Here is a 21,099-nt window from a genome sequence, read left to right on the forward strand (position 1 = left end):
TAGCCTCCGATGTTTTCAGTGAAAAAACCGTACAATATCAATGCAAGGCACAACCCTTACACTTCTCCCTTATCTGAGTAAAGAAATCATTGCCCTTGTCGTCTACCAGAATAAAGGCAGGGAAGTCCTCCACTTCGATCTTCCAGATAGCCTCCATTCCCAGCTCGGGATATTCCAGACACTCCACTTTCTTGATGCTGTCCTGAGCCAGAATGGCTGCAGGGCCACCGACGCTGCCGAGGTAGAATCCGCCATACTTCTTACATGCATCCGTCACTTGCTGTGAGCGGTTGCCTTTGGCTATCATCACCATACTGCCCCCGTACGATTGGAAAAGATCCACATAGCTATCCATACGGCCTGCCGTCGTAGGCCCGAACGAACCGCTCGGCATCCCCTTCGGCGTCTTGGCCGGACCGGCATAATAGATGGGATGATTCTTGACATAGTCGGGCAAACCCTCACCACGGTCGATACGCTCCTTCAGTTTGGCGTGAGCAATATCACGCCCGACGATGATCGTACCGCTGAGAGACAAACGGGTGGAAACAGGATACTGCGACAGCTCTTTCAGAATCTCAGGCATCGGACGATTCAGATCCACCTTGACTACCGTGCCCTCTGTACCCTCACGCATGGATTCAGGGATGAGACGTGCCGGATTGGTCTCCATCTTTTCAATCCAGATACCGTCTTTATTGATCTTTGCTTTGATATTACGGTCTGCCGAACAACTGACACCCATACCTACGGGACAGCTCGCTCCATGTCGGGGCAGGCGGATGATGCGCACATCGTGAGCGAAGTACTTACCGCCAAACTGAGCACCCAAGCCCAAGCGATGCGAAGCCTCCAGCACCTCCTTCTCCAGCTCGATGTCGCGGAAAGCACGCCCGCCTTCGTTGCCCGAAGTCGGCAGATTGTCGTAGTACTTGGCCGAAGCCAGCTTAACGGTCTTGAGGTTCGCTTCGGCCGAAGTTCCGCCTATCACGAATGCGATGTGATACGGAGGACAGGCAGCCGTACCCAAAGAACTCATCTTCTCCACGAGGAAGTTCACCAGCGTCTTGGGGTTGAGCAGTGCTTTCGTTTCCTGATAGAGATACGTCTTATTGGCCGACCCTCCTCCTTTGGCTATGCAGAGAAAGTCGTACTCCATGCCGTCCACGGCCATCAGGTCGATCTGTGCCGGCAGGTTGCACCCCGTATTCACTTCCTTATACATGTCCAAGGGAGCATTCTGCGAATAGCGCAGGTTCTCCTGTGTATAGGTATCATAGACACCATGCGAGAGCTGTTCTTCGTCATGACCGCCCGTCCAGACCTGCTGTCCCTTCTTGCCGAGGATGATAGCCGTGCCCGTATCCTGACAGAACGGGAGCTGTCCTTTGGCCGAAACTTCCGAATTGCGCAGGAAAGTCAGAGCCACGAATTTGTCATTTTCGCTGGCTTCCGGATCGGATAGGATCCGAGCCACCTGCTGCTGATGCTCCGGTCGCAAATAGAAAGCAATGTCATGAAAAGCCGTCCGCGCAAGTAATCGCAGAGCTTCCGGCTCCACTCTCAGGACATCATGATCGCCAAACTTGTCCACGGACACATACTCCTTCGTCAGCAAATAATACTCTGTCGTATCGTCCCCCATAGGGAAGGGCTTCTGATACTTAAAATCTGGAGTTGCCATAGTAATCGTAACTGTTGTTATTAAAGTGATAATCGGTTCTTTTTTTGAGGCCTCCTCATACAGGAAGTTTCCTCACGGGCGCATTCGGAGTATTTGCTCTGCGGATGCACTTGCTATTTCCTTCAGGCAGGTCAGGCACAGGCAGTCGTGATAATGTCGTCGGAGGAATTCGAAGTGATGCGATTGCAGTTGTACCGTCCTACAGTCGCATCGCATATCGGGAAGATCATGACCGCATAGAAAGCCTCTCCCACAACGGGGACAGACTTTCCGGCGGTAGTTTCCCGATAGATTCAGGCTCATATCACAGCAGGCATACCGGCCAACGATCGCTTGTATCCATCCACCAGATCAGCCATGATCTCGGCCACTGTCTCCGCATGACGTATCTGCGATGCTGCTTGGCCTATCTCCAATTCGCCCTCGTGCAGGTCGCCTTCGAAGATACCCTGCTTGGCACGACCACGACCGAGTAGCTCGCGTAGCTCTTCCACGGAAGCACCACGCTGCTCGGCAGCGAATACATCCTGATAGAATTTGTTCTTCAGCAGCCGCGTAGGCGATACAGCCTTGAGCGAAAGCATCGTATCTCCCTCCACAGACTGGCGGCAATGCGCTTTGAAGTCTTCATGAGCGGAGCTTTCTTCACTCAGAGCAAAACGCGTGCCCACCTGTACGGCATCGGCACCCAAGGCCAAAGCAGCGGCAACTGCACGGCCGGAAGCAATCCCTCCGGCAGCAACCACAGGAATGCTCACGGCATCCACCACTTCGGGTATCAGGCAGAGGGTCGTAGTCTCCTCCCGTCCATTATGTCCGCCGGCTTCGAATCCTTCGGCTACGATGGCATCTACACCGGCAGCCTCCGATTTGCGAGCGAATGTGGCACTGCTCACTACATGTATTACCTTGCTACCGGCAGCTTTCAGCTTGGGTGTCCATACCTTCGGACTGCCGGCTGACGTTACCACTACGGGCACATGCTCCCTCATGATGATCTCCATGATCTTGTCCATCTCGGGATAGAGAAGAGGTACGTTCACACCGAAAGGCTTGTCTGTAGCAGCTTTACAAGAACGGATGTGGTGTTCCAGATTGTCCGGATGCATGGATCCCGCACCTATAAGTCCCAAACCACCGCAGTTGCTCACAGCAGAAGCCAGTCTCCAACCGCTGCACCATACCATTCCTCCCGATATGATCGGATGCTCGATACCCAATAATTCGCAAATTCTATTCATTTCTTATTCTTCTTATTTTGTATTGTATCTGTTGTTCTATTGCACTTCGGTTCGTATAGTCTTATCCTTATTCAAACCGACGCACCTTGTAAGAGTACAACCGTACTCACATCTTTCAGGTTCTTGCACCGGCACACAATATTATGAGACGTACAGGAAAGCCCAACTACATGAAAAGCGGCAATTCACGGATATGCCTCTTACAATTCTGTTTCAGATATAAATCTCGACCATAATCACAAAAATAGGAACAAAAGCCGACTTCTACACCCTGCTGTTTCGATGCCGAGGGGAAAGGAACTTCCCCGATGCGATATACCCTACATCCAAGCAGACGACACGCAGGCAGAAGCGAAGAATACGGTATAGGCGGCAAACAGTCTTTTTCGCTTCCCTCTCGCGACTTTCTAAGATCTCATGTGGTTCGTAAAATCAGACAAATGACGTTGCAAAAAACGTGGCGCGAGAAAATTTTCGGTTTGGCTCGGGAATTGAAAAAAAGTCGCGCCGGAACGAAAAACTTCTCAGACGTGTTTTTCAAAATCCACGAACCGCAATTCGGTCGTTTTTGGTTCCAGAAACAGGAGAGCACGGACAAAGAAGAGTGACAGTTTTCCCGTTCATGAAACAGAGAGAAGAGATCTGGGATTGCTTCCATTCATCTAAAAAGGGACTCAAAACTTAACTGAAAAGTGAAATGGATAGGGCACAAAAATTCGTACTTTTGTCAGGATTCAAAGCAAACAAAACCCGTAAACAACAATTCCCCTTTACGAGGGGAGCAGAGTTTTTTCAGATGGCTACAAAACAACGCAAAGGGAGCAGAAGCTCCGGACGAAATACATCCTCCACAAATAGAAGAAAAGAGGGCAACTTTCTACGCCGCATATTCATCACCCCCATACGGGATACTTTCAGTCGCGACAAGGTCGGCTTCGTCTTCGGAGCCATACTGCTGGCCATCGCACTCTATACTGCTATAGCCATAGGTTCGTTCTTCGTACATGGGGGAGTGGATCAGAGCGTCGTGCGGGATGCGCCTGTCAGCGACATCCTCCTCGGTCGCGCCCTTGTGGCCAACTTGTGCGGTATCCGTGGTGCAGTATGGGCGGAATGGCTGATGAACGGGCTGTTCGGATTCGGAACGCTCTTCCTCCTTTTCTACGTTTTTTCGTTGTCGCTGAAGCTCATGGGCGTTGTCAAGCGCGTATCCATCGTAAAACGACTGATATTCTGCGGTGTGATGACCTTTTGGACGAGCCTTGCAGCCGCATTCATCTACAAACTTTCAGGTCTCGAAGGTTTTCTTCGTTGGGGAGGTATGCACGGTCAGGAATGGACACTGTTTCTCGAACGCAATATAGGTAAGGCCGGCCTGATCATAGTTCTGCTCGTCCTTGCCGTCATCATAGCGGTAGTGGTACGCAGTGAATGTATGGGTTTCTTCCGCCGTTTGCTGGGACTAAGCTGGATCTCTATCCCCAAACTGCCGAAGAGGGAGAAGAAAAACAATCATGACGAGTCCGGGGACGAGCAGTTCGGCAATGGCTACGACAGGGGCGAAAGCGAGAATCTATCGGGCTATCTCAACAATTCGGAATACGAAGACAGCCCCGAGAGTGAAAATGCCGATGAACCGGATGATTATATTCCGGCTCATAAGAAAGAAGAGGAAAATGATTCTTCGCAGTCCATACAGGTGGGATCGATGACTGTGGAACTGGCTCAAGAGGAAGAAAAGGCGGACGAAGCTCTGCTGGCGGAAACCAAAACGGATCCCAGAATGGACTTGGCTTCATACAAGTTCCCTCCTGTCGATCTGCTTACCCAGTACGACCTGCAGCAACCTCCGATCGACATGAACGAGATAGAAGAGAACCAAAAGCGAATCATCGCCACGCTGGACAGCTTCAAGATTCATGTGACACCGATCAAGGCCACAGTAGGCCCTACGGTGACGCTCTATGAGGTTGCACCGGATTCGGGTATCAAAATCAGTCGCATCCGCAATCTGGAGGACGACATCGCCATGAGTCTCAAAGCTGTAGGAGGTATCCGTATCATCGCGCCGATGCCGGGCAAAGGGACGATCGGTATAGAAGTGCCCAACCGAAAGCCACAGACCGTAAGCATGTACTCGGTCTTGACTTCCAAGAAATACCAAGAGTCCGACATGGATCTGCCCGTGGCACTCGGCAAGACGATCACGAATGAAGTGTTCATCTTCGACCTTTGCAAGATGCCTCACCTCCTGATAGCAGGTGCTACGGGACAGGGGAAATCCGTGGGTCTGAACGCCATGATCACCTCTCTCCTGTACAAGAAGCATCCGGCCGAACTGAAGTTCGTACTCGTAGACCCAAAGATGCTGGAGTTCGCTGTCTACGAAGCTATCGAGCGTCACTATTTGGCCAAGCTCCCCGACGAGGACAGAGCCATCGTGACGGATATGACCAAGGTGGTACCCACTCTGAACTCTCTCTGCATCGAAATGGACAATCGCTACCGCATGCTGACGGAAGCACGAGTGAGGAACATCAAGGAATACAACGATCAGATTATCAGTGGCAAGCTCAGCCGCTTGCACGGTCATAAATTTCTGCCCTATATCGTACTGATCGTCGATGAGTTTGCCGATCTGATCATGACATCGGGCAAAGAGGTAGAGCGTCCGATCACCCGCATCGCCCAGAAAGCACGTGCCGCAGGTATTCACATGGTGGTAGCCACCCAGCGACCCTCCACTGACATTATCACCGGTATTATCAAAGCGAACTTTCCGGCACGTATCGCCTTCAAAGTATTCTCCATGATCGACTCCCGAACCATTCTGGACCAACCGGGAGCCAATCAGCTCGTCGGCCGTGGAGATATGCTTTTCTATCAGGGAAAAGACACGGTACGTCTGCAATGCGCTTTCCTCGATACGCCGGAGTGCGAGGCCGTCACCCACCACATTTCGCTTCAGGAAAGTTACACTTCGGCTTATGAGCTGCCGGAGTATGTGCCCGAAGGCGAAGAGGGAGGACTGAAGGCCTTCAATCCGCAGGAGAAAGATCCTCTCTTTGAAGAAGTAGCCCGCATGGTGGTAAACTCACAACAGGGATCCACCTCTAATATCCAGAGAAAGTTCAATATCGGCTACAACCGTGCAGGGCGATTGATGGACCAACTGGAAGGTGCCGGTATCGTTTCGCCGCAGGACGGTAGCAAACCGAGGCAGGTATTGATCCAAGATGAAATGAGTCTGGAACGCTTGTTCGAAACACTCCGATAATCCGAAAGAAACAATGAAGACATCCTTGCACCGGATCCGGATGTTCCGGATCCTCTTTCTGCTCCTTTTCATTCCCGCCACGGGTTTGGCCCAACGCACAGTACAAGGCGAACTCCAAGCAGCAGCCAAGCACCTTGCCAACCCCGATGGGACGCGAATCGACTTTCAGGCAGAGACCATAGCTCCCAATGACATGGGTTCATCACCCCTCTCTTCCGGTAGCCTCATCCTCAAAGGCAATCAATTTCGTCTCGGCTTCGGCTCTATCACAGCCGTATTCGATGGCCAAAAAACGCTCTCTTACTACGATGCATCCGAGAATACGCTCAACATCTCCCACCCGACGAATGCGGAATTGGCTATGATCAACCCACTGATCATCCTCACCCGATCCGAAGCCGGCTATCGCACAGCCATGCTGCCTCCGACGAAAGGGGGGAACGTAATCGGCCTCACGCCCAAAACGGCTAACGGGATCAAACGAATCGAGCTACAGGTCAGCACCCAAGGCTCACGCCCGACCGGTGCCATGATTATTCTGGAAGATGGGACAAGGATCGTGACAAAAATCACCGGTATCAGTCCGACAAAAGCATCTTCCGAACTGTTCCGACTTGCCAAAAAAGACTACCCCAACGTAGAAGTCATCGATCTCAGATAATAAAACTCCTGCTAAGCCCGTTTTCCTGTTGGAACAAAGAGATCATCAACAAACGAAAAATCCATGAATCGAACAGTGAAAACCCTGGGAATCTTTCTTATCGGTATGCTGACCTTCCTTGTCGGGGCAGCGGAAAACTCTACGAAATCGCTCGTTGGGACGTGCTGGAGGAGGCACCTTTCTCCCGAAGAAATCAATCTGTCGGCAGACAACGTCAGCCCTTCTTTCAAAGCCTATATGGAGCTGGCATTCAACGAAGGGAACAAAGCCATGCTCACCATCCGAATAGAAGGAATGGGAACAAAACCGGCGGAATCGAAAGAGGAAATCTACTACGAATGCAACGGCAACGATGAGGTTATCATCATCACCAGACGGGACGGTGGCGGAGAAGATAGAGAGAAAGCAGCCATCAGCTGGATGGACGAAACGATGAAGTTAGTCACCGAAGGAGAAGAACAGATCTTCAAGCTCATCAGGAAAAAGTAATCCTCCGCTACCCCACTATCTCTTCCGTTCGGGATGGAAGCAGAAAGGGAAAGAGGATATGCCCCATGCACTTCGGTGCCGGCATATCCTCTTTTCTTTTGCAGCTATCGCTGCTGACGAAACGGCGTTCTCGGTCAGTCCAATCTGCGAGAGCCGTCACCGATAACCACATTGTACACCTTGGGTTCGCGGCCGAATCGCTCCTTGAATCTCTTCTTGGCATTCTCGATGAAGAGATCGTAGAGTTCTTTCTTCACGAGGTTGATCGTACAACCTCCAAATCCGCCACCCATAACGCGCGAACCGGTCACGCCACAATCCCGGGCTATGCCGTTGAGGAAGTCGAGCTCTTCGCAGCTCACCTCATAGAGACGACTCATACCATCGTGCGTCTCGTACATTTTCTGCCCTACGGTTTCGTAGTCGTCACGCACCAGAGCATCGCACACATCGAGCACTCGCTGCACTTCTTCGACGACGTACTCGGCACGCATATAATCCTCGGCGGAGACTTCGCCCTTCACCTCTTCCAGCATACTCATGGAAGCATCTCGCAGGAACTCCACTTCGGGATGTTTTTTCTTAATCTCCTTGACCACGTTTTCGCAGGACTCTCTCCTTTTATTATACGCAGAGGAAGCAAGCTCATGCTTTACGACCGAATCCAAAAGCACCAGCCTGTACCCTTGGGGATGGAATGGGAAATATTTATGCTCGAGCGTCTTGCAGTCCAAACGGATAAGATGGTCTTTCTTCCCGAAAAGGCTGGCAAACTGATCCATGATACCGCACTTCACGCCCACGTACTTATGCTCCGTAGCCTGACCGACCTTGGCTAATTCGAATTTGTCGATCCTGCCGTTGCCGAAGAGTTCGTTCAAGGCAAAAGCATAGGTGCTTTCCAAGGCTGCCGAAGAGGACATGCCGGCTCCGAGCGGAATATCTCCGGAGAAGGCCGTATTGAATCCCTTTACCTCCACGCCTCGGACTATCATCTCGCGACAGACGCCATAGATATACTTGGCCCAAGTGGCACGGGGAGCATCGTCCGGCCCGAGGCCGAACTCCACATAGTCCTTGAGGTCGATCGAATATGCCCTTACCTTGTCCGATCCATTCGGCTTTACTTCGGCCATGACGCCCTTGTCTATAGCACCGGGGAAGACGAAACCTCCGTTGTAGTCCGTGTGTTCGCCGATCAGATTGATGCGCCCCGGAGAGGTGAAGATCTGACCCGTAGATCCGTCAAAGTGCTTGATGAATCTACTCCTTACGAAGTCTAATTCCATAATTTCTGCTTGTTTATGTTTGGGTTGGTATAAAATCCTTGTGAGAAGATCATTCGACGGTACCGAATCGGAACGCCGTCCGGGACTCGAATACTTCGCCAGGGCGCAAGAGGGTCGTAGGATAATTCGGTTTGTTCGGCGAATCGGGATAGTGCTGCGTCTCGAAACAAACGGCCGAACGAGCCGGATAACGCCGGTCGGACTTCCCCTTCAGCTTTCCGCTCATCCAATTGCCCGTGTACACCTGCATACCCGGTTCGGAGGAATAGACATCCAATACGATTCCGGTCTTGGGCGATATGCAACGGCAGCAGAAGCCATATGCCCCCAAGGGCTTGTCCACGATAAAGGTATGATCGTATCCCTTTGCCCAAATGAGCTGATCCATCGCACTGTCGATCCGATCCCCTATGCCGTGAGGCATGAGGAAATCGAACGGCGTCCCCTCTACCTCGGCCGGTTCGCCGTAGGGAATGGCCGTATCGTCTGTGGGGAGATAATGCCGGGCTTGTATCATGAGGGTATGATCATGTACGGAGGGATCGCCTGCACCTGAGAGATTGAAATAGGAGTGATTGGTCAGATTCAGAACCGTAGGAGCATCCGCCGTAGCGCGATAGTCTATGTGCAATGCGCCTTCATCCGTGACGCTGTAAATGATCCGAACGACCAGCTCACCCGGATACCCCTCCTCTCCATCTGCCGACACGTATTCCAGCACAAGCGAAGAGGGGCCGGCGGATTTCACCTCCCACACCTTCGTATTAAATCCGCTGATGCCGCCATGCAGAGAGTTCGGCCCATTGTTGATCGGCAGGCTGTAGCTTCTGCCGTCTATGGAGAAAGAACCGCGGGCAATCCGGTTGGCATACCTGCCGCAGACGGCACCGAAGTACTGCTCCTCCGAGTCGATGTATTCCTGTAGGGAGTCGTGCCCCAAGACGACGTCCACCTGATTGCCGTCTTTGTCCGGCACGATGAGAGAAACGATTCGGGCACCGTAGTTGGTAATATAAGCGTCTATTCCTTTTCCATTGGTCAAATGGTAGAGATCCACGTCCTTACCATCGAGGCAGGAGGCAAAGGCGGATCGTTGCGGAAGGCTGATCTGATTCATTTTGCAGTCTGTTTTTTAGCACCTTCCAAATATAGACAATCCACAGCTAAGTATATACAAATCATCTCACCAAGACAAGCCGACAAGACTTATTATTCAGCATGCCCAAACTAATATTAGTTTTGGCTGAAACTAATATTAGATTCGGTAAAATCTAATATTAGATTTTGAGAGAAGCTCTACAATTACAAAAAGAAGAGAATGAAAGAGGGACTGTGTCGCGAATGACACAGCCCCCTTTCTCTTTTTTCTCTTTCTTTTTCGGAAAGCTTAGAGCTTAGGCCCTGCTGCTACGAGAGCCTTGCCGGCATCGTTGCCCGTGAACTTGACGAAGTTCTTGGTGAAACGCTCGGCCAGATCCTTTGCTTTCGTCGTCCACTCGGTGGCATCGGCATAGGTGTCGCGCGGATCGAGGATATTCGGATCCACACCGGGCAGAGCCGTCGGCACCTTGAAGTCGAAGAAAGGAATAGCCTTGGTCGGAGCCTTGTCTATGGAGCCGTCGAGGATGGCATCGATGATACCGCGCGTATCCTTGATGGAGATACGCTTGCCCGTACCGTTCCAACCCGTATTGACGAGGTAAGCCGTAGCTCCTACCATCTCCATTTTCTTCACAAGCTCCTCGGCATACTTCGTAGGATGGAGCGAGAGGAAAGCCGCTCCGAAGCAAGCGGAGAACGTAGGCGTAGGCTCCGTGATGCCGCGCTCGGTACCGGCCAGCTTGGCGGTAAAGCCCGAGAGGAAGTAGTACTTGGTCTGCTCCGGAGTCAGGATGGAAACGGGAGGCAATACGCCGAAAGCATCGGCCGAGAGGAAGATCACCTTCTTGGCATGGCCGGCTTTGGACACGGGCTTCACGATGTTGTCGATATGATAGATCGGATAAGAGACGCGGGTATTCTCCGTCACGGACTTGTCGTCGAAGTCGATCTTACCGGCGGCATCCACGGTCACGTTCTCCAGCAGCGCATCGCGGCGAATGGCATTGTAGATATCCGGCTCGTTCTCGCGGCTCAGGTTGATCACCTTGGCGTAGCATCCGCCTTCGAAGTTGAAGATACCGTCCTCGTCCCAGCCGTGCTCGTCGTCGCCGATCAGCTTGCGCTTCGGATCCGTACTGAGCGTGGTCTTGCCCGTACCGGACAGACCGAAGAAGATAGCCGTCTCCTTCTCGTCCATGCTCGTATTGGCAGAGCAGTGCATGGAGGCCATGCCGCGCAGGGGAAGGAGGTAGTTCATGTAGGAGAACATACCTTTCTTCATCTCACCGCCGTACCATGTATTCAGGATCACCTGCACCTTCTCGGTCAGGTTGAATACGACGGCCGTCTCGGAGTTCAGTCCCAGCTCCTTGTAGTTCTCCACCTTCGCTTTGGAAGCGTTCATCACCACGAAGTCAGGTTCGCCGTAGTTGGCCAGCTCCTCTTCCGTGGGGCGGATAAACATATTCTTGACGAAGTGCGCCTGCCAGGCCACCTCCATGATAAAGCGGATTTTCAACCGTGAGCTTTCGTTGGCACCGCAGAACGTGTCCACGACGAAAAGACGCTTACCGGAGAGCTGTTCCACGGCCAGCTTTTTGATGCTCTTCCATGCCTCCGGAGTCACGGGCTTGTTGTCGTTCTTGTATTCGTCCGACGTCCACCAGATGGTGTTTCGGGTTGTATCGTCCATGACGAAGAACTTATCCTTGGGCGAACGACCCGTATAGACACCGGTCATCACATTGACTGCTCCCAGTTCGGTAAGCTGTCCTTTCTCAAAGCCTTCGAGACCGGCTTTGGTCTCTTCTTCAAAAAGGAACTCGTAAGATGGGTTGTGGATAATCTCAGTGGCATTGAGAATGCCATACTTTGTCAAATCTAATTTGCTCATTACCTGAATAATTAAGTTTGTTCTAAAATCTCTGTTGCAAGTCTCGTCCAATCGTCCCCGACCAACTACAAGAAGCTCGTCCCGCAAGACGGGATCGGGTGACCCTCGAGACCGAGCAAAGATATATAAATTCTTCAGGAACCAATAACGCCGTTTCCGTTCGAGACCGATACCGAAACGATGGGATTCCGAGGGCGGATTAAAGGGACAAAGCAACTGCTCTTCTATATAAACTTCGTATGTTTGTCCGCACAATAAACGAACCACTCCCGTCAGGGGCAAAAACATTCAATACAATGACGATAGAACAATTCAATTTCGCAGGCAAGAAAGCCTTCGTGCGCGTCGATTTCAACGTTCCCCTCGATGACAACTTTAAGATCACCGACGACACTCGCATCCGCGCAGCCCTCCCCACCCTCCGCAAGATCATAGCCGATGGCGGTATGGCCATCATCGGCTCTCATTTGGGACGCCCCAAAGGCGTGGCACCGGAGTTCTCCCTCCGGCATATCCTGCCGCACGTATCCGAACTGCTCGGCGTGGACGTCCTCTTCGCCGACGACTGCATCGGGGCCGATGCCATGGACAAGGCGGCCAAGCTCAAAGCCGGCCAAGTGCTGCTGCTCGAAAATCTCCGCTTCTATGCCGAAGAGGAAGGTAAGCCGCGCGGACTCTCCGACGATGCTTCGGACGAAGAGAAAGCCGCAGCGAAGAAAGCCGTCAAGGCTGCTCAGAAAGAGTTTACCCAAAAGCTGGCTTCCATGGCCGACTGCTACGTGAACGATGCTTTCGGTACAGCCCATCGGGCGCATGCTTCTACGGCACTGATCGCTGACCACTTCGACCGAGACCACAAAATGTTCGGCTACCTGATGGAGAAAGAAGTAAAAGCCGTGGAGAGAGTGCTGCACGACATCAAGCGGCCGTTCACCGCCATCATGGGAGGCTCCAAGGTATCGACCAAGATAGAAATCATCGAAAACCTGCTCAACAAAGTGGACAACCTGATCCTGACCGGCGGAATGACCTATACCTTCACCAAAGCGGCAGGCGGTCGCATAGGCGTCTCCATCGTGGAGGACGACAAGCTGGATTTGGCTCGCGACATCGTGAAGAAAGCTGCCGAAAAGGGCGTCAATCTGATACTCTCCGTCGATACGCGAGTAGCCGACAGGTTCGACAACGATGCAGCCACCCAAGTATGCAGCAATATGGAGATACCCGATGACTGGATGGGGATGGACATAGGCCCCCGGTCGATCGAGAAATTCCGCAAAGTAATCCTCGAATCCAAAACGATCCTTTGGAACGGCCCCACGGGTGTATTCGAATTTGACAACTTCTCCATAGGCTCGAAAGCCGTCGGCGAAGCCATCGTGGAAGCTACGGCCAATGGAGCCTTCTCGCTCGTGGGAGGAGGAGACAGCGTTGCCTGCGTAAATAAATTCGGCCTTGCCGATAAGGTATCCTACGTCTCCACGGGTGGAGGAGCCTTGCTCGAAGCCATCGAGGGCAAGACCCTCCCTGGCATTGCAGCCATCCAAGGATAATCCCCCCAAAAGGAAGGATATTAACAAGCAATATGTACTGAAAAAGTGGAATTAAACCCCGAAAGCCCATCGTCTGACTTTCGGGGTTTTTCCATTGAAGCGAAGATATAATACAGAACCAATGTACCAACGAGAACTATTCCGACACGAATGGCGGCGCACGATCCGCTCCACCATCTCGGCACAGAGCGTTGCCATAACGATATTTTGGGCCATTTACTTCCTGTTCGTAGGCGTGAGCCTTTTTGTTTTCGGTCTTATCTTTCCGATAGCGATCAAGGACGGCTTTCCGGCACTTACTGCCGTTCAGATCATGACCGGACTCATTCCTTTCCTGATGCTTGCCGGTCTGGTGATCCGCCTTTTCCTGCAACCGCTCAATTATATAAATGAAAACTACTATCGGCAGCTACCGATACCGCGCAAAGCCATAGCACGGTATCTTATATTCCGCCCATTGGCCAATCCGATCAACTACTACGTCTTCGTCTTCCTCTTTCTGCCCTACAGCATCATGACGGGAATAGAAGGAGGGGCAACCGATTTTACTGTAGCTCTCGTCACCCTGCTGCTGCTTACACTGACCAATATGCTCCTGGCTCCATACCTGAAGCGCATACTGGGCGATGGTCTCCGATTCTATATCATCGTCATCGGTGCCATAGCCCTCATGCTCGCTGCCGAGATCACCGGATTCGTGCCTTGGTCGGACTATCTGTTCCGCTTCGTCTCATCCCTTCCGGTATATATCGTATGGATCTGCTTGGCATTGATTTCGGTCGGAACGTATATAGCGAGCCAGCGGTATTTCAGACTGCATCGCTATGCCAAAGAGCGCACCAAGTCCGGCAGCACGGAGCGGTACCACAGTCTGAACTTCGTCCGTCAGCATGGTATCATAGGCGAGGTGATAGCACTGCATATCAAGCTCATCCTACGCTCCAAACGCCTTCGCAGTACTTTCATTTTTTCCTTCCTGTTTATATTGTACGGCCTTCTCTTCTACAAGGAAAGCAATATAGACAAGATGACCGCATATGCGATGATCGCCAATATCATCGTCAGCTCCCTGATGCTGATGCAGCAGCAATTCGTGATACGGTGGGACTGTGGTTTCTTCGACGGGCTGATGGCGCAAGCCATAACCTCCCGAACCTACATCCGCAGCCACTATATCATCCTGATGATACTCAATGCTGCCAGCTTCATCCTGAGTACACCCTATTTCCTGATGGGAGAGGAGATCGCCTACCTGCACATCTCGCTCTTCCTATGGAACAGCGGCTTGGGAACGATCTTCATCCTGCTAATGGCATGCTTCAATAAAGGCTACATAGAGGTAATGTCGGGAAGCATAATGAACCAGCAAGGCACTTCGATGGTCAATATCCTGATAGCGTTGCCGACGATGATGGTCGCCCCGTTTTTGTTGGTTGTACTGAAGTGGCTCACCGATACACGTACGGCCGAAATCGCCATCGGTCTGATCGGTCTGATCGCCCTCCTAGTGCACAAGCCTCTTCTGAGCTTCTGCACACGCGTTTTCTCTCGTCAGAAACACGCTTTGGCAGAAAGCTTCCGCGAACGCAAATAATTTTGACGACAATCTTTAGACCACTGCAATAGATATGATACAAATAACCGACCTGAGCAAAAAATACAACGGAGTTACCGTACTGGATATTCCCCGTCTCTCCATAAGCCACGGCGAAACCTTCGGTTTGGTAGGCAATAACGGTGCCGGCAAGACCACTCTCTTCCGCCTCATCCTCGATCTGATCAAAGCCGATAGCGGTAGCATCTCCATCGACGACATCCCCGTAGCGGGCAGTGACGATTGGAAGGGCCGTGTCGGAGCCTTCCTCGACGAAAGCTTCCTCATCGGCTTCCTGCGTCCGGAGGAGTACTTCGATTTCATCGGCAAACTCCATCACCTCGACAAGGAGGAGATAGAGCGTTTTCTCGACTACATGTCGCCCCTCTTTGCCGATGAAGTTTTGGGCAAGAACAAACTCATCCGGGACTTTTCCAAAGGGAACCAAAAGAAAATAGGCATAGCTGCTGCCATGCTCTCTCGCCCCGATATATTGATCCTCGACGAACCGTTCACGGCACTCGACCCCTCATCACAAATACGGCTGAAGAAAATGCTCAACGAACATGCAGCCCAATACGGTACCACCATGCTTATCTCCAGCCACGACCTCAACCACGTGACCGAAGTCAGCAGCCGTATCGTAGTGCTGCAAAAAGGCGAGATCATCAAAGACCTCCAAACAAACGAACAGACGCTGTCCGAACTGGAACGGCACTTCGCCGTCGAAGGATAAAACGGCCGGAGTAAAGCCGATTCGATCCTCAGGGATTAGTCCCTTCGTCACCGCCCCTTTGGGGCAATATCCGCAATCCACTTCTTCCGAAATACGCGCCGCAAACGCTCCGATTGCGGCGCGTGTTTGCCGAACAAAGTGGCGCGAGAATTTTTTCGTTTTGGCTCGTAATTTTTTTACTCCCCGCGCCAAAACGAAAAAGTTCTCGCACCATGTTTTTTGGCGTTATAAACAGGAAAATTTTGGCGCGCAAACCAAACGAATCCGAGATGATGCCTTCCTCATTTTCATTCACGTTCGTAGGGAAAGATCATCCTGTTCGTTGGCTATCTGTCTTTCAGGTATTTATCATTTTCAATCCGTGGAAATCCGCATACGATCCTCAAGATCCGGATCGGAAAAGCACGTTAAAATAAGTGGCAGATATGCGAAATAATTGCTATATTAGCATAAACAACACTCCGTAGAGGAAGCCAACAAAACGACGATGAGTTACCTCAAATTCGACAAAACGCTCATGGCGAATCTGGACGAATCGCTTCAGCGCGAATACATCCGTACCAATCGAAAAGGGGCTTATTCCAGCTCTACGATAGTAGGCTGCAACACCCGTAAATATCATGGTCTGTTGGTCGTTCCCATCCCGGAGCTGGGGGATCAGAATCGCGTGCTGCTGTCGTCGCTGGATCTGACCATTATCCAGCATGGAGCGGAGTTCAACGTAGCGGTTCATCACTACAAGGGCGGAGTCATCAGTCCCAACGGTCATAAGTATATCCGCGAGTACAATGTGGATATAATACCGGCCACCATCTTTCGCGTGGGAGGAGTGGTGCTCAAGCGCGAACAGGTATTCTGCCACTACATCAATCGTACCATATTCAAGTACACCCTGATGGAAGCACATAGCGATACGCTACTGCGCTTTCGTCCCCTGCTTGCTTTCAGGAGCGTGACAGCCCTCACTCACGAAAACGGGCAGATCGAACGCGGACATATCCCGGCCCGAAACGGCATAGGGATCAGCCTCTACAAGGGTTATCCCCATCTCTTCATGCAGTTCAGCAAAGAACCCGAATACCGCGAGGAGGGATATTGGTACAAAGACTTCGAATACCCCAAGGAAAAAGAGCGCGGATACGAGTGTACGGAGGATCTTTACATGCCCGGCACATTCGAGATTCCCATAAAAAAAGGAGAATCCATCTACTTTGCCGCCGGTCTTGAAGAGGCCAATCCGAATACCCTCCGAACGACATTTGCCAAGGAAGTACGAGAGCGCATCCCTCGCGAAGATTTTTTCAGCTGCTTGAGGAATGCAGCCCACCAGCTCTACTACCGCCCTACCCCCGACGATGGCTACCTTCTGGCCGGCTATCCGTGGTTCGACGTTCGAGCTCGCGATCTGCTCGTGGCACTGCCCGGCTGTACCCTATGTGTAGAAGCACCGGAGCGATTCGAACGCATCGTCAATACCGTCATTCCTGCGATGGAACGCTACATGCGACTGCATCAAGATGACGACACCATACACGGACTGCACGAGCCGGACGTTGGGATTTGGGCTATTTGGGCCATCCAGCAGTATGCACGCCGCAACGGCTTGGAAGCAGCCAAGAGATTCGGCACCTTCGTCAGCGAAGTGGTATCTTATTATCTGTCCGCCGAGCACCCGACGGCACAAATTCGTGAAAACGGTCTCCTCTACGTCTTCGGCACAGGCTTCCCGTTAAGTTGGATGGATGCCAAACTGAACGGCAAAGCCGTTGTCCCCCGTGAGGGCTATCTCGTCGAATTGAATGCTCTCTGGTACAATGCCCTCTGCTTCGAGCGAGAACTCAATGGGGAAAAACCGGAGATCGGCGAAATCATCAGCCGGATCGAAAGATCCTTCCCCGATACATTTCTGAATTGCTACAACTATCTCTTCGATTACGTTCGGGATGGCAAAGCTCAGGACTGGAGCGTACGCCCGAACATGCTCTTCGCCATATCCCTCCCCTACTCCCCACTACAACGCGACCGGCAGCTACAAGTACTCGAGATCATCACAAGAGAACTGCTGACACCGAAAGGGCTTCGAAGCCTAAGCCCCAAGAGCGAAGGCTACCGGCCTTACTGCCGTGGCAAACAAGAAGAACGGGAGCTGGCCTACTACAACGGTTCGGTATGGCCTTGGCTGCTGGGACAATACACCGAAGCCTATCTGCGTTTATACGGGAATAGCGGAGTGACCTTTCTCGAAAGGATGCTTATCGGCATGGAAGAGGAACTACAGATGCACGGTATCGGCACCGTCTCGGAGTTGTTCGACGGCAACCCGCCTTTTATGGGGCGCGGAGCCATCTCTTTTGCTATGAGCGTAGGAGAGATATTGAGAGCCAAAGAACTACTGAACAGGACAGAATCCGATATGCACCTGAGTGTACGTCATATGTACAATTATACAAAATGGAAAAGATGAAAGCGTTGATGTTCGGTTGGGAGTTCCCCCCACATATCCTCGGCGGATTGGGGACAGCCAGCTATGGCCTTACCAGAGGGATGGCCATGCAGCCCGACATGGATATTACTTTCGTCATCCCCAAACCGTGGGGAGATGAGGACAAGAGTTTCCTCCGGCTCATAGGTACCAACTGCGCTCCCATAGTGTACAAGAATGTCCCCACCGAAACGGTGACCCAACTCTTGGGCAACCGAATGGATCTCCGGACATACGAGGATCTGCGCAGCAACATTTATGCCGACTTCAGCTACAAGAAGACGGATGCCCTCGGCTGTATCGAATTTTCCGGACGCTATCCGGACAATCTGCTGGAAGAGATCAATAACTACTCCGTCGTAGCAGGCGTGATAGCACGTACCATCCCGTGCGACGTGATCCACTCCCACGACTGGCTCACCTATCCGGCCGGTATACATGCCAAAACGGTTACGGGGAAGCCGCTCGTAGTTCATGTGCACGCTACGGACTTCGATCGCAGCAGGGGCAATGTGAATCCGCAAGTCTTTGCCATCGAGAAGGACGGTATGAACCATGCGGATCATATCATCACGGTCAGCAATCTGACCAGACGGACCGTCATCGAAAAGTACGGACAGCATCCCGACAAGGTGACCACGGTGCACAATGCGGTGGAGCCTCTGCCTGCCTCTATTCTGACTTTGCCCGACAAACGAGGCGTACAGGACAAGGTAATTACCTTCCTCGGACGAATCACGATGCAGAAAGGCCCCGAATACTTCGTCGAAGCAGCGGCCAAAGTGCTCGAACGGACAGCTAACGTACGCTTCGTAATGGCCGGAAACGGCGACATGATGGACGCCATGATCAGGCTGGCAGCCCGACACAAGATAGCCGACCGCTTCCACTTCACCGGATTTATGAAAGGCGAACAGGTGTACGAGGTATTCAAGGCAAGCGATGTCTATGTGATGCCATCCGTATCAGAGCCTTTCGGCATCTCTCCTCTCGAAGCCATGCAGTGCGGAGTACCCTCCATTATTTCCAAACAGAGCGGATGTGCCGAGATTCTGAACTACGCCATCAAAGTGGACTATTGGGACATAGATGCCATGGCGGATGCCATGCACGCACTCATAGCCTATCCGGAGCTGCATACTTTCTTGCGCGACGAAGGCCTGCGAGAGGTGAACAATATCAAGTGGGAGACTGCCGGACAAAAGGTACGCGACATATATAATAAAGTAACAGGACGATGAAACATATCTGCTTATACTTCCAAATACATCAGCCGTTTCGTCTGAAACGATACCGTTTTTTCGACATCGGGAACGACCATTACTACTACGATGACTTCCGCAATGAAGAGATCATGCGACGGATCACACAGAAGTGCTATCTGCCGGCCAATCTGCTTTTGAAGGAAATCATTGCCAAGCATCCCGAATTTCGAGTAGCATTTTCTATTTCCGGCACTGCTTTGGAACAGCTGGAATCCTATTCGCCTGAAGCTTTGGACACCTTCAGGGATTTGGCCGAAACGGGCTGTGTAGAATTTCTGGCCGAAACCTACGCTCATTCCCTTTCGTCGCTCTATGATCCCGAAGAGTTTTACAACCAGACGATGATCCACAGCCGTCGGATCGAAGAGCTGTTCGGCGTAAAACCCCGGGTGCTGCGCAATACAGAGTTGATCTTCTCCGACGACATTGCCACCCAAGTGGCGGAGATGGGCTTTCAAGGGATGCTCACGGAAGGAGCCAAGCACATACTCGGATGGAAGAGTCCGAACTATCTGTACAAGGCCGGAGCTGCTCCGGAGCTGTCTCTCTTGCTCCGCAATCCGAGGCTGAGCAATGCCATCAGTGCCATGTTCACCCGCTACGACTGGAACGAATATCCGCTGACGGCAGACAAGATGATCCGTTGGATCCAAGAGACTCCCGAAGAGGAGCAGATATTCAATCTCTTCATGAACTACGAAGTCTTGGGATCGCTCCATCCGCAGGAGTCGGGTATTTTCGATTTCTTCCGTGCACTCCCTTCATTGGCGGAGAAGAGCGAACAGGTCAAGTTCGCCACGCCATCGGAGTTGATAGAGTCCTACAGCCCCGTAGCCAAGTTCTCCTCCATCTACCCTATAAGCTGGGTGGGGGAAGAAAAAGATACCGGCACGTGGCTGGGCAATGTGCTGCAACAGGGAGCACGCGACAAACTCGAACAATGGGGCGAACGTGTACGTATGATCGACGATCAGCGTATGCTACAGGACTGGCTCTATCTACAGAGTGCCGACCACTTCTACTATATGAAAACTCGTGGCGGAGACGCCGGCAACTTCAGCCCGTACGAAACGCCTTACGATGCTTTCAACAACTATATGAATGTGCTCAGCGACTTCCTGCTTCGTGTAGAAGCCCGCTACCCTTCTACGATAGAAAACGAAGAGCTGAAAGCCTTGCTGACCACAATCAGAAATCAGGATAAACAAATCAAAAAATTAGAAGAGACAATCAAACGTCAAAAAACGAAAACAGCATGAAAAAAGTAATTTTTAGTCTGGCTATCATCTTGGCCGGCATATTCTCCATGAATGCTCAGAGTGCTATCCGCAAGGGCGACGTTTCGCTCAACGTCGGTATGGGTATCGGTTCTCATCACGGATCGGCTGCATTTATGCCCACTGTAGACCTCGAAACCGGCATCATCAGCGGTCTTGCCAGAGGCAAAGGTGCCATTACCGTAGGAGGTCGCCTTGGTTATTACGGCACGGAGCACGATTTCTCGGCCATCATTTTAGCCACTAAATTGGACTTTCATTATCAGCTGGCTTCTGCTGTCGATGGCTATTTAGGTCAGACTCTGGGAGGCTATTTCGGCAATGATACCGGCTTTGTCTACGGTATTCATCTCGGAGCACGCTTCTTTGTCCAGCGCGATTTTGCACTGTTCTCGGAAGTATCGGCCGGTTGGGCTACTCCCTATGTCATGGTAGGGGTTAGTTTCAGACTATAACAGAGAATCCTTTTGGTCTTTCCTCCACCGCTTTCGACATGTGATACGGGCAAACTTGCTGAACAACATATTTTTTCCTTTGGCGGTTTATTCGATTTGCA

At 51.8% G+C, this 21,099-nt stretch carries 19 protein-coding genes; 12 read left to right on the forward strand and 7 right to left on the reverse strand.

Translation table 11 applies throughout. The annotated features are described in order from the left end of the window. Nucleotides 1–37: 37 nt before the first annotated feature. From F452_RS0108020 to F452_RS13390, 4 genes are all read right to left on the reverse strand, one after another. On the reverse strand, nucleotides 38–1,684 hold the full coding sequence (locus F452_RS0108020) for a fumarate hydratase (RefSeq protein WP_026292309.1): 1,647 nt from the start codon (nucleotides 1,682–1,684) through the stop codon (nucleotides 38–40). Nucleotides 1,685–1,756: 72 nt separating this feature from the next. Beyond that, complete coding sequence (locus tag F452_RS13385; protein WP_080637711.1) at nucleotides 1,757–1,987, reverse strand: cysteine-rich CWC family protein; 231 nt, start codon at nucleotides 1,985–1,987, stop codon at nucleotides 1,757–1,759. After that, nucleotides 1,984–2,925, reverse strand: coding sequence for an NAD(P)H-dependent flavin oxidoreductase (locus F452_RS0108025; RefSeq protein ID WP_026292310.1), 942 nt, complete (start codon nucleotides 2,923–2,925; stop codon nucleotides 1,984–1,986). The genes F452_RS13385 and F452_RS0108025 overlap by 4 nt, the downstream gene beginning before the upstream one ends. Before the next feature lie 415 nt (nucleotides 2,926–3,340). Beyond that, nucleotides 3,341–3,466 (reverse strand): DUF1661 domain-containing protein, encoded by a 126-nt coding sequence (locus F452_RS13390; RefSeq protein ID WP_369684604.1) that lies wholly within the window; start codon nucleotides 3,464–3,466, stop codon nucleotides 3,341–3,343. On the opposite strand from F452_RS13390, the gene F452_RS13395 reads away from it, so the two are divergent. The 4 genes from F452_RS13395 (at nucleotide 3,417) to F452_RS0108045 (ending at nucleotide 7,352) form a co-directional block, all read left to right on the forward strand. Beyond that, nucleotides 3,417–3,533 carry a DUF1661 domain-containing protein gene (locus tag F452_RS13395; RefSeq protein WP_394331883.1) on the forward strand — a complete coding sequence of 39 codons (117 nt, stop codon included), beginning with the start codon at nucleotides 3,417–3,419 and terminating at the stop codon, nucleotides 3,531–3,533. The two genes, F452_RS13390 and F452_RS13395, sit on opposite strands and share 50 nt — an antisense overlap. 188 nt (nucleotides 3,534–3,721) lie before the next feature. Next, nucleotides 3,722–6,202, forward strand: a complete 2,481-nt coding sequence (locus F452_RS0108035) for a DNA translocase FtsK (RefSeq protein WP_018965698.1) — start codon at nucleotides 3,722–3,724, stop codon at nucleotides 6,200–6,202. Between the two features lie 13 nt (nucleotides 6,203–6,215). Then, the gene (locus F452_RS0108040; RefSeq protein ID WP_018965699.1) at nucleotides 6,216–6,863 is read left to right on the forward strand and encodes a LolA family protein; all 648 of its coding nucleotides are present in this window, start codon (nucleotides 6,216–6,218) and stop codon (nucleotides 6,861–6,863) included. 63 nt (nucleotides 6,864–6,926) lie between these two features. Next, nucleotides 6,927–7,352, forward strand: coding sequence for a hypothetical protein (locus tag F452_RS0108045; protein ID WP_026292311.1), 426 nt, complete (start codon nucleotides 6,927–6,929; stop codon nucleotides 7,350–7,352). 134 nt (nucleotides 7,353–7,486) lie between these two features. On the opposite strand, the gene galK is transcribed toward F452_RS0108045, so the two are convergent. The 3 genes from galK to pckA form a co-directional block, all read right to left on the reverse strand. Then, complete coding sequence (gene galK, locus F452_RS0108050) at nucleotides 7,487–8,641, reverse strand: galactokinase (RefSeq protein ID WP_018965701.1); 1,155 nt, start codon at nucleotides 8,639–8,641, stop codon at nucleotides 7,487–7,489. 49 nt (nucleotides 8,642–8,690) lie between these two features. Continuing rightward, nucleotides 8,691–9,758 carry an aldose epimerase family protein gene (locus tag F452_RS0108055; protein WP_018965702.1) on the reverse strand — a complete coding sequence of 356 codons (1,068 nt, stop codon included), beginning with the start codon at nucleotides 9,756–9,758 and terminating at the stop codon, nucleotides 8,691–8,693. Nucleotides 9,759–10,028: 270 nt separating this feature from the next. Beyond that, the gene (pckA, locus tag F452_RS0108060; RefSeq protein WP_018965703.1) at nucleotides 10,029–11,636 is read right to left on the reverse strand and encodes a phosphoenolpyruvate carboxykinase (ATP); all 1,608 of its coding nucleotides are present in this window, start codon (nucleotides 11,634–11,636) and stop codon (nucleotides 10,029–10,031) included. A 296-nt stretch (nucleotides 11,637–11,932) separates the two neighbouring features. Here pckA and F452_RS0108065 point away from each other — a divergent pair, with 296 nt between their 5' ends. The 8 genes from F452_RS0108065 (at nucleotide 11,933) to F452_RS0108100 (ending at nucleotide 20,998) form a co-directional block, all read left to right on the forward strand. Then, nucleotides 11,933–13,189: a phosphoglycerate kinase gene (locus F452_RS0108065; RefSeq protein ID WP_018965704.1), complete on the forward strand. Its 1,257-nt coding sequence runs from the start codon at nucleotides 11,933–11,935 to the stop codon at nucleotides 13,187–13,189. Between the two features lie 121 nt (nucleotides 13,190–13,310). Beyond that, nucleotides 13,311–14,783, forward strand: a complete 1,473-nt coding sequence (locus F452_RS0108070) for a DUF5687 family protein (protein WP_018965705.1) — start codon at nucleotides 13,311–13,313, stop codon at nucleotides 14,781–14,783. Nucleotides 14,784–14,817: 34 nt separating this feature from the next. Then, the gene (locus F452_RS0108075; protein WP_018965706.1) at nucleotides 14,818–15,519 is read left to right on the forward strand and encodes an ABC transporter ATP-binding protein; all 702 of its coding nucleotides are present in this window, start codon (nucleotides 14,818–14,820) and stop codon (nucleotides 15,517–15,519) included. 160 nt (nucleotides 15,520–15,679) lie between these two features. Continuing rightward, nucleotides 15,680–15,955 carry a DUF1661 domain-containing protein gene (locus tag F452_RS12860; protein WP_235317530.1) on the forward strand — a complete coding sequence of 92 codons (276 nt, stop codon included), beginning with the start codon at nucleotides 15,680–15,682 and terminating at the stop codon, nucleotides 15,953–15,955. A 51-nt stretch (nucleotides 15,956–16,006) separates the two neighbouring features. Continuing rightward, nucleotides 16,007–17,983, forward strand: coding sequence for a glycogen debranching enzyme N-terminal domain-containing protein (locus F452_RS0108085; protein ID WP_018965708.1), 1,977 nt, complete (start codon nucleotides 16,007–16,009; stop codon nucleotides 17,981–17,983). Further along, entirely contained in the window at nucleotides 17,980–19,242 is a 1,263-nt protein-coding gene (locus F452_RS0108090) for a glycosyltransferase (protein WP_026292312.1), read from the forward strand. The genes F452_RS0108085 and F452_RS0108090 overlap by 4 nt, the downstream gene beginning before the upstream one ends. Beyond that, entirely contained in the window at nucleotides 19,239–20,525 is a 1,287-nt protein-coding gene (locus F452_RS0108095) for a glycoside hydrolase family 57 protein (RefSeq protein ID WP_018965710.1), read from the forward strand. The genes F452_RS0108090 and F452_RS0108095 overlap by 4 nt, the downstream gene beginning before the upstream one ends. Continuing rightward, nucleotides 20,522–20,998, forward strand: a complete 477-nt coding sequence (locus F452_RS0108100; protein WP_018965711.1) for a hypothetical protein — start codon at nucleotides 20,522–20,524, stop codon at nucleotides 20,996–20,998. The genes F452_RS0108095 and F452_RS0108100 overlap by 4 nt, the downstream gene beginning before the upstream one ends. Nucleotides 20,999–21,099: the final 101 nt, after the last annotated feature.

Source organism: Porphyromonas gulae DSM 15663 (genome assembly GCF_000378065.1).
Lineage (GTDB): Bacteria > Bacteroidota > Bacteroidia > Bacteroidales > Porphyromonadaceae > Porphyromonas > Porphyromonas gulae.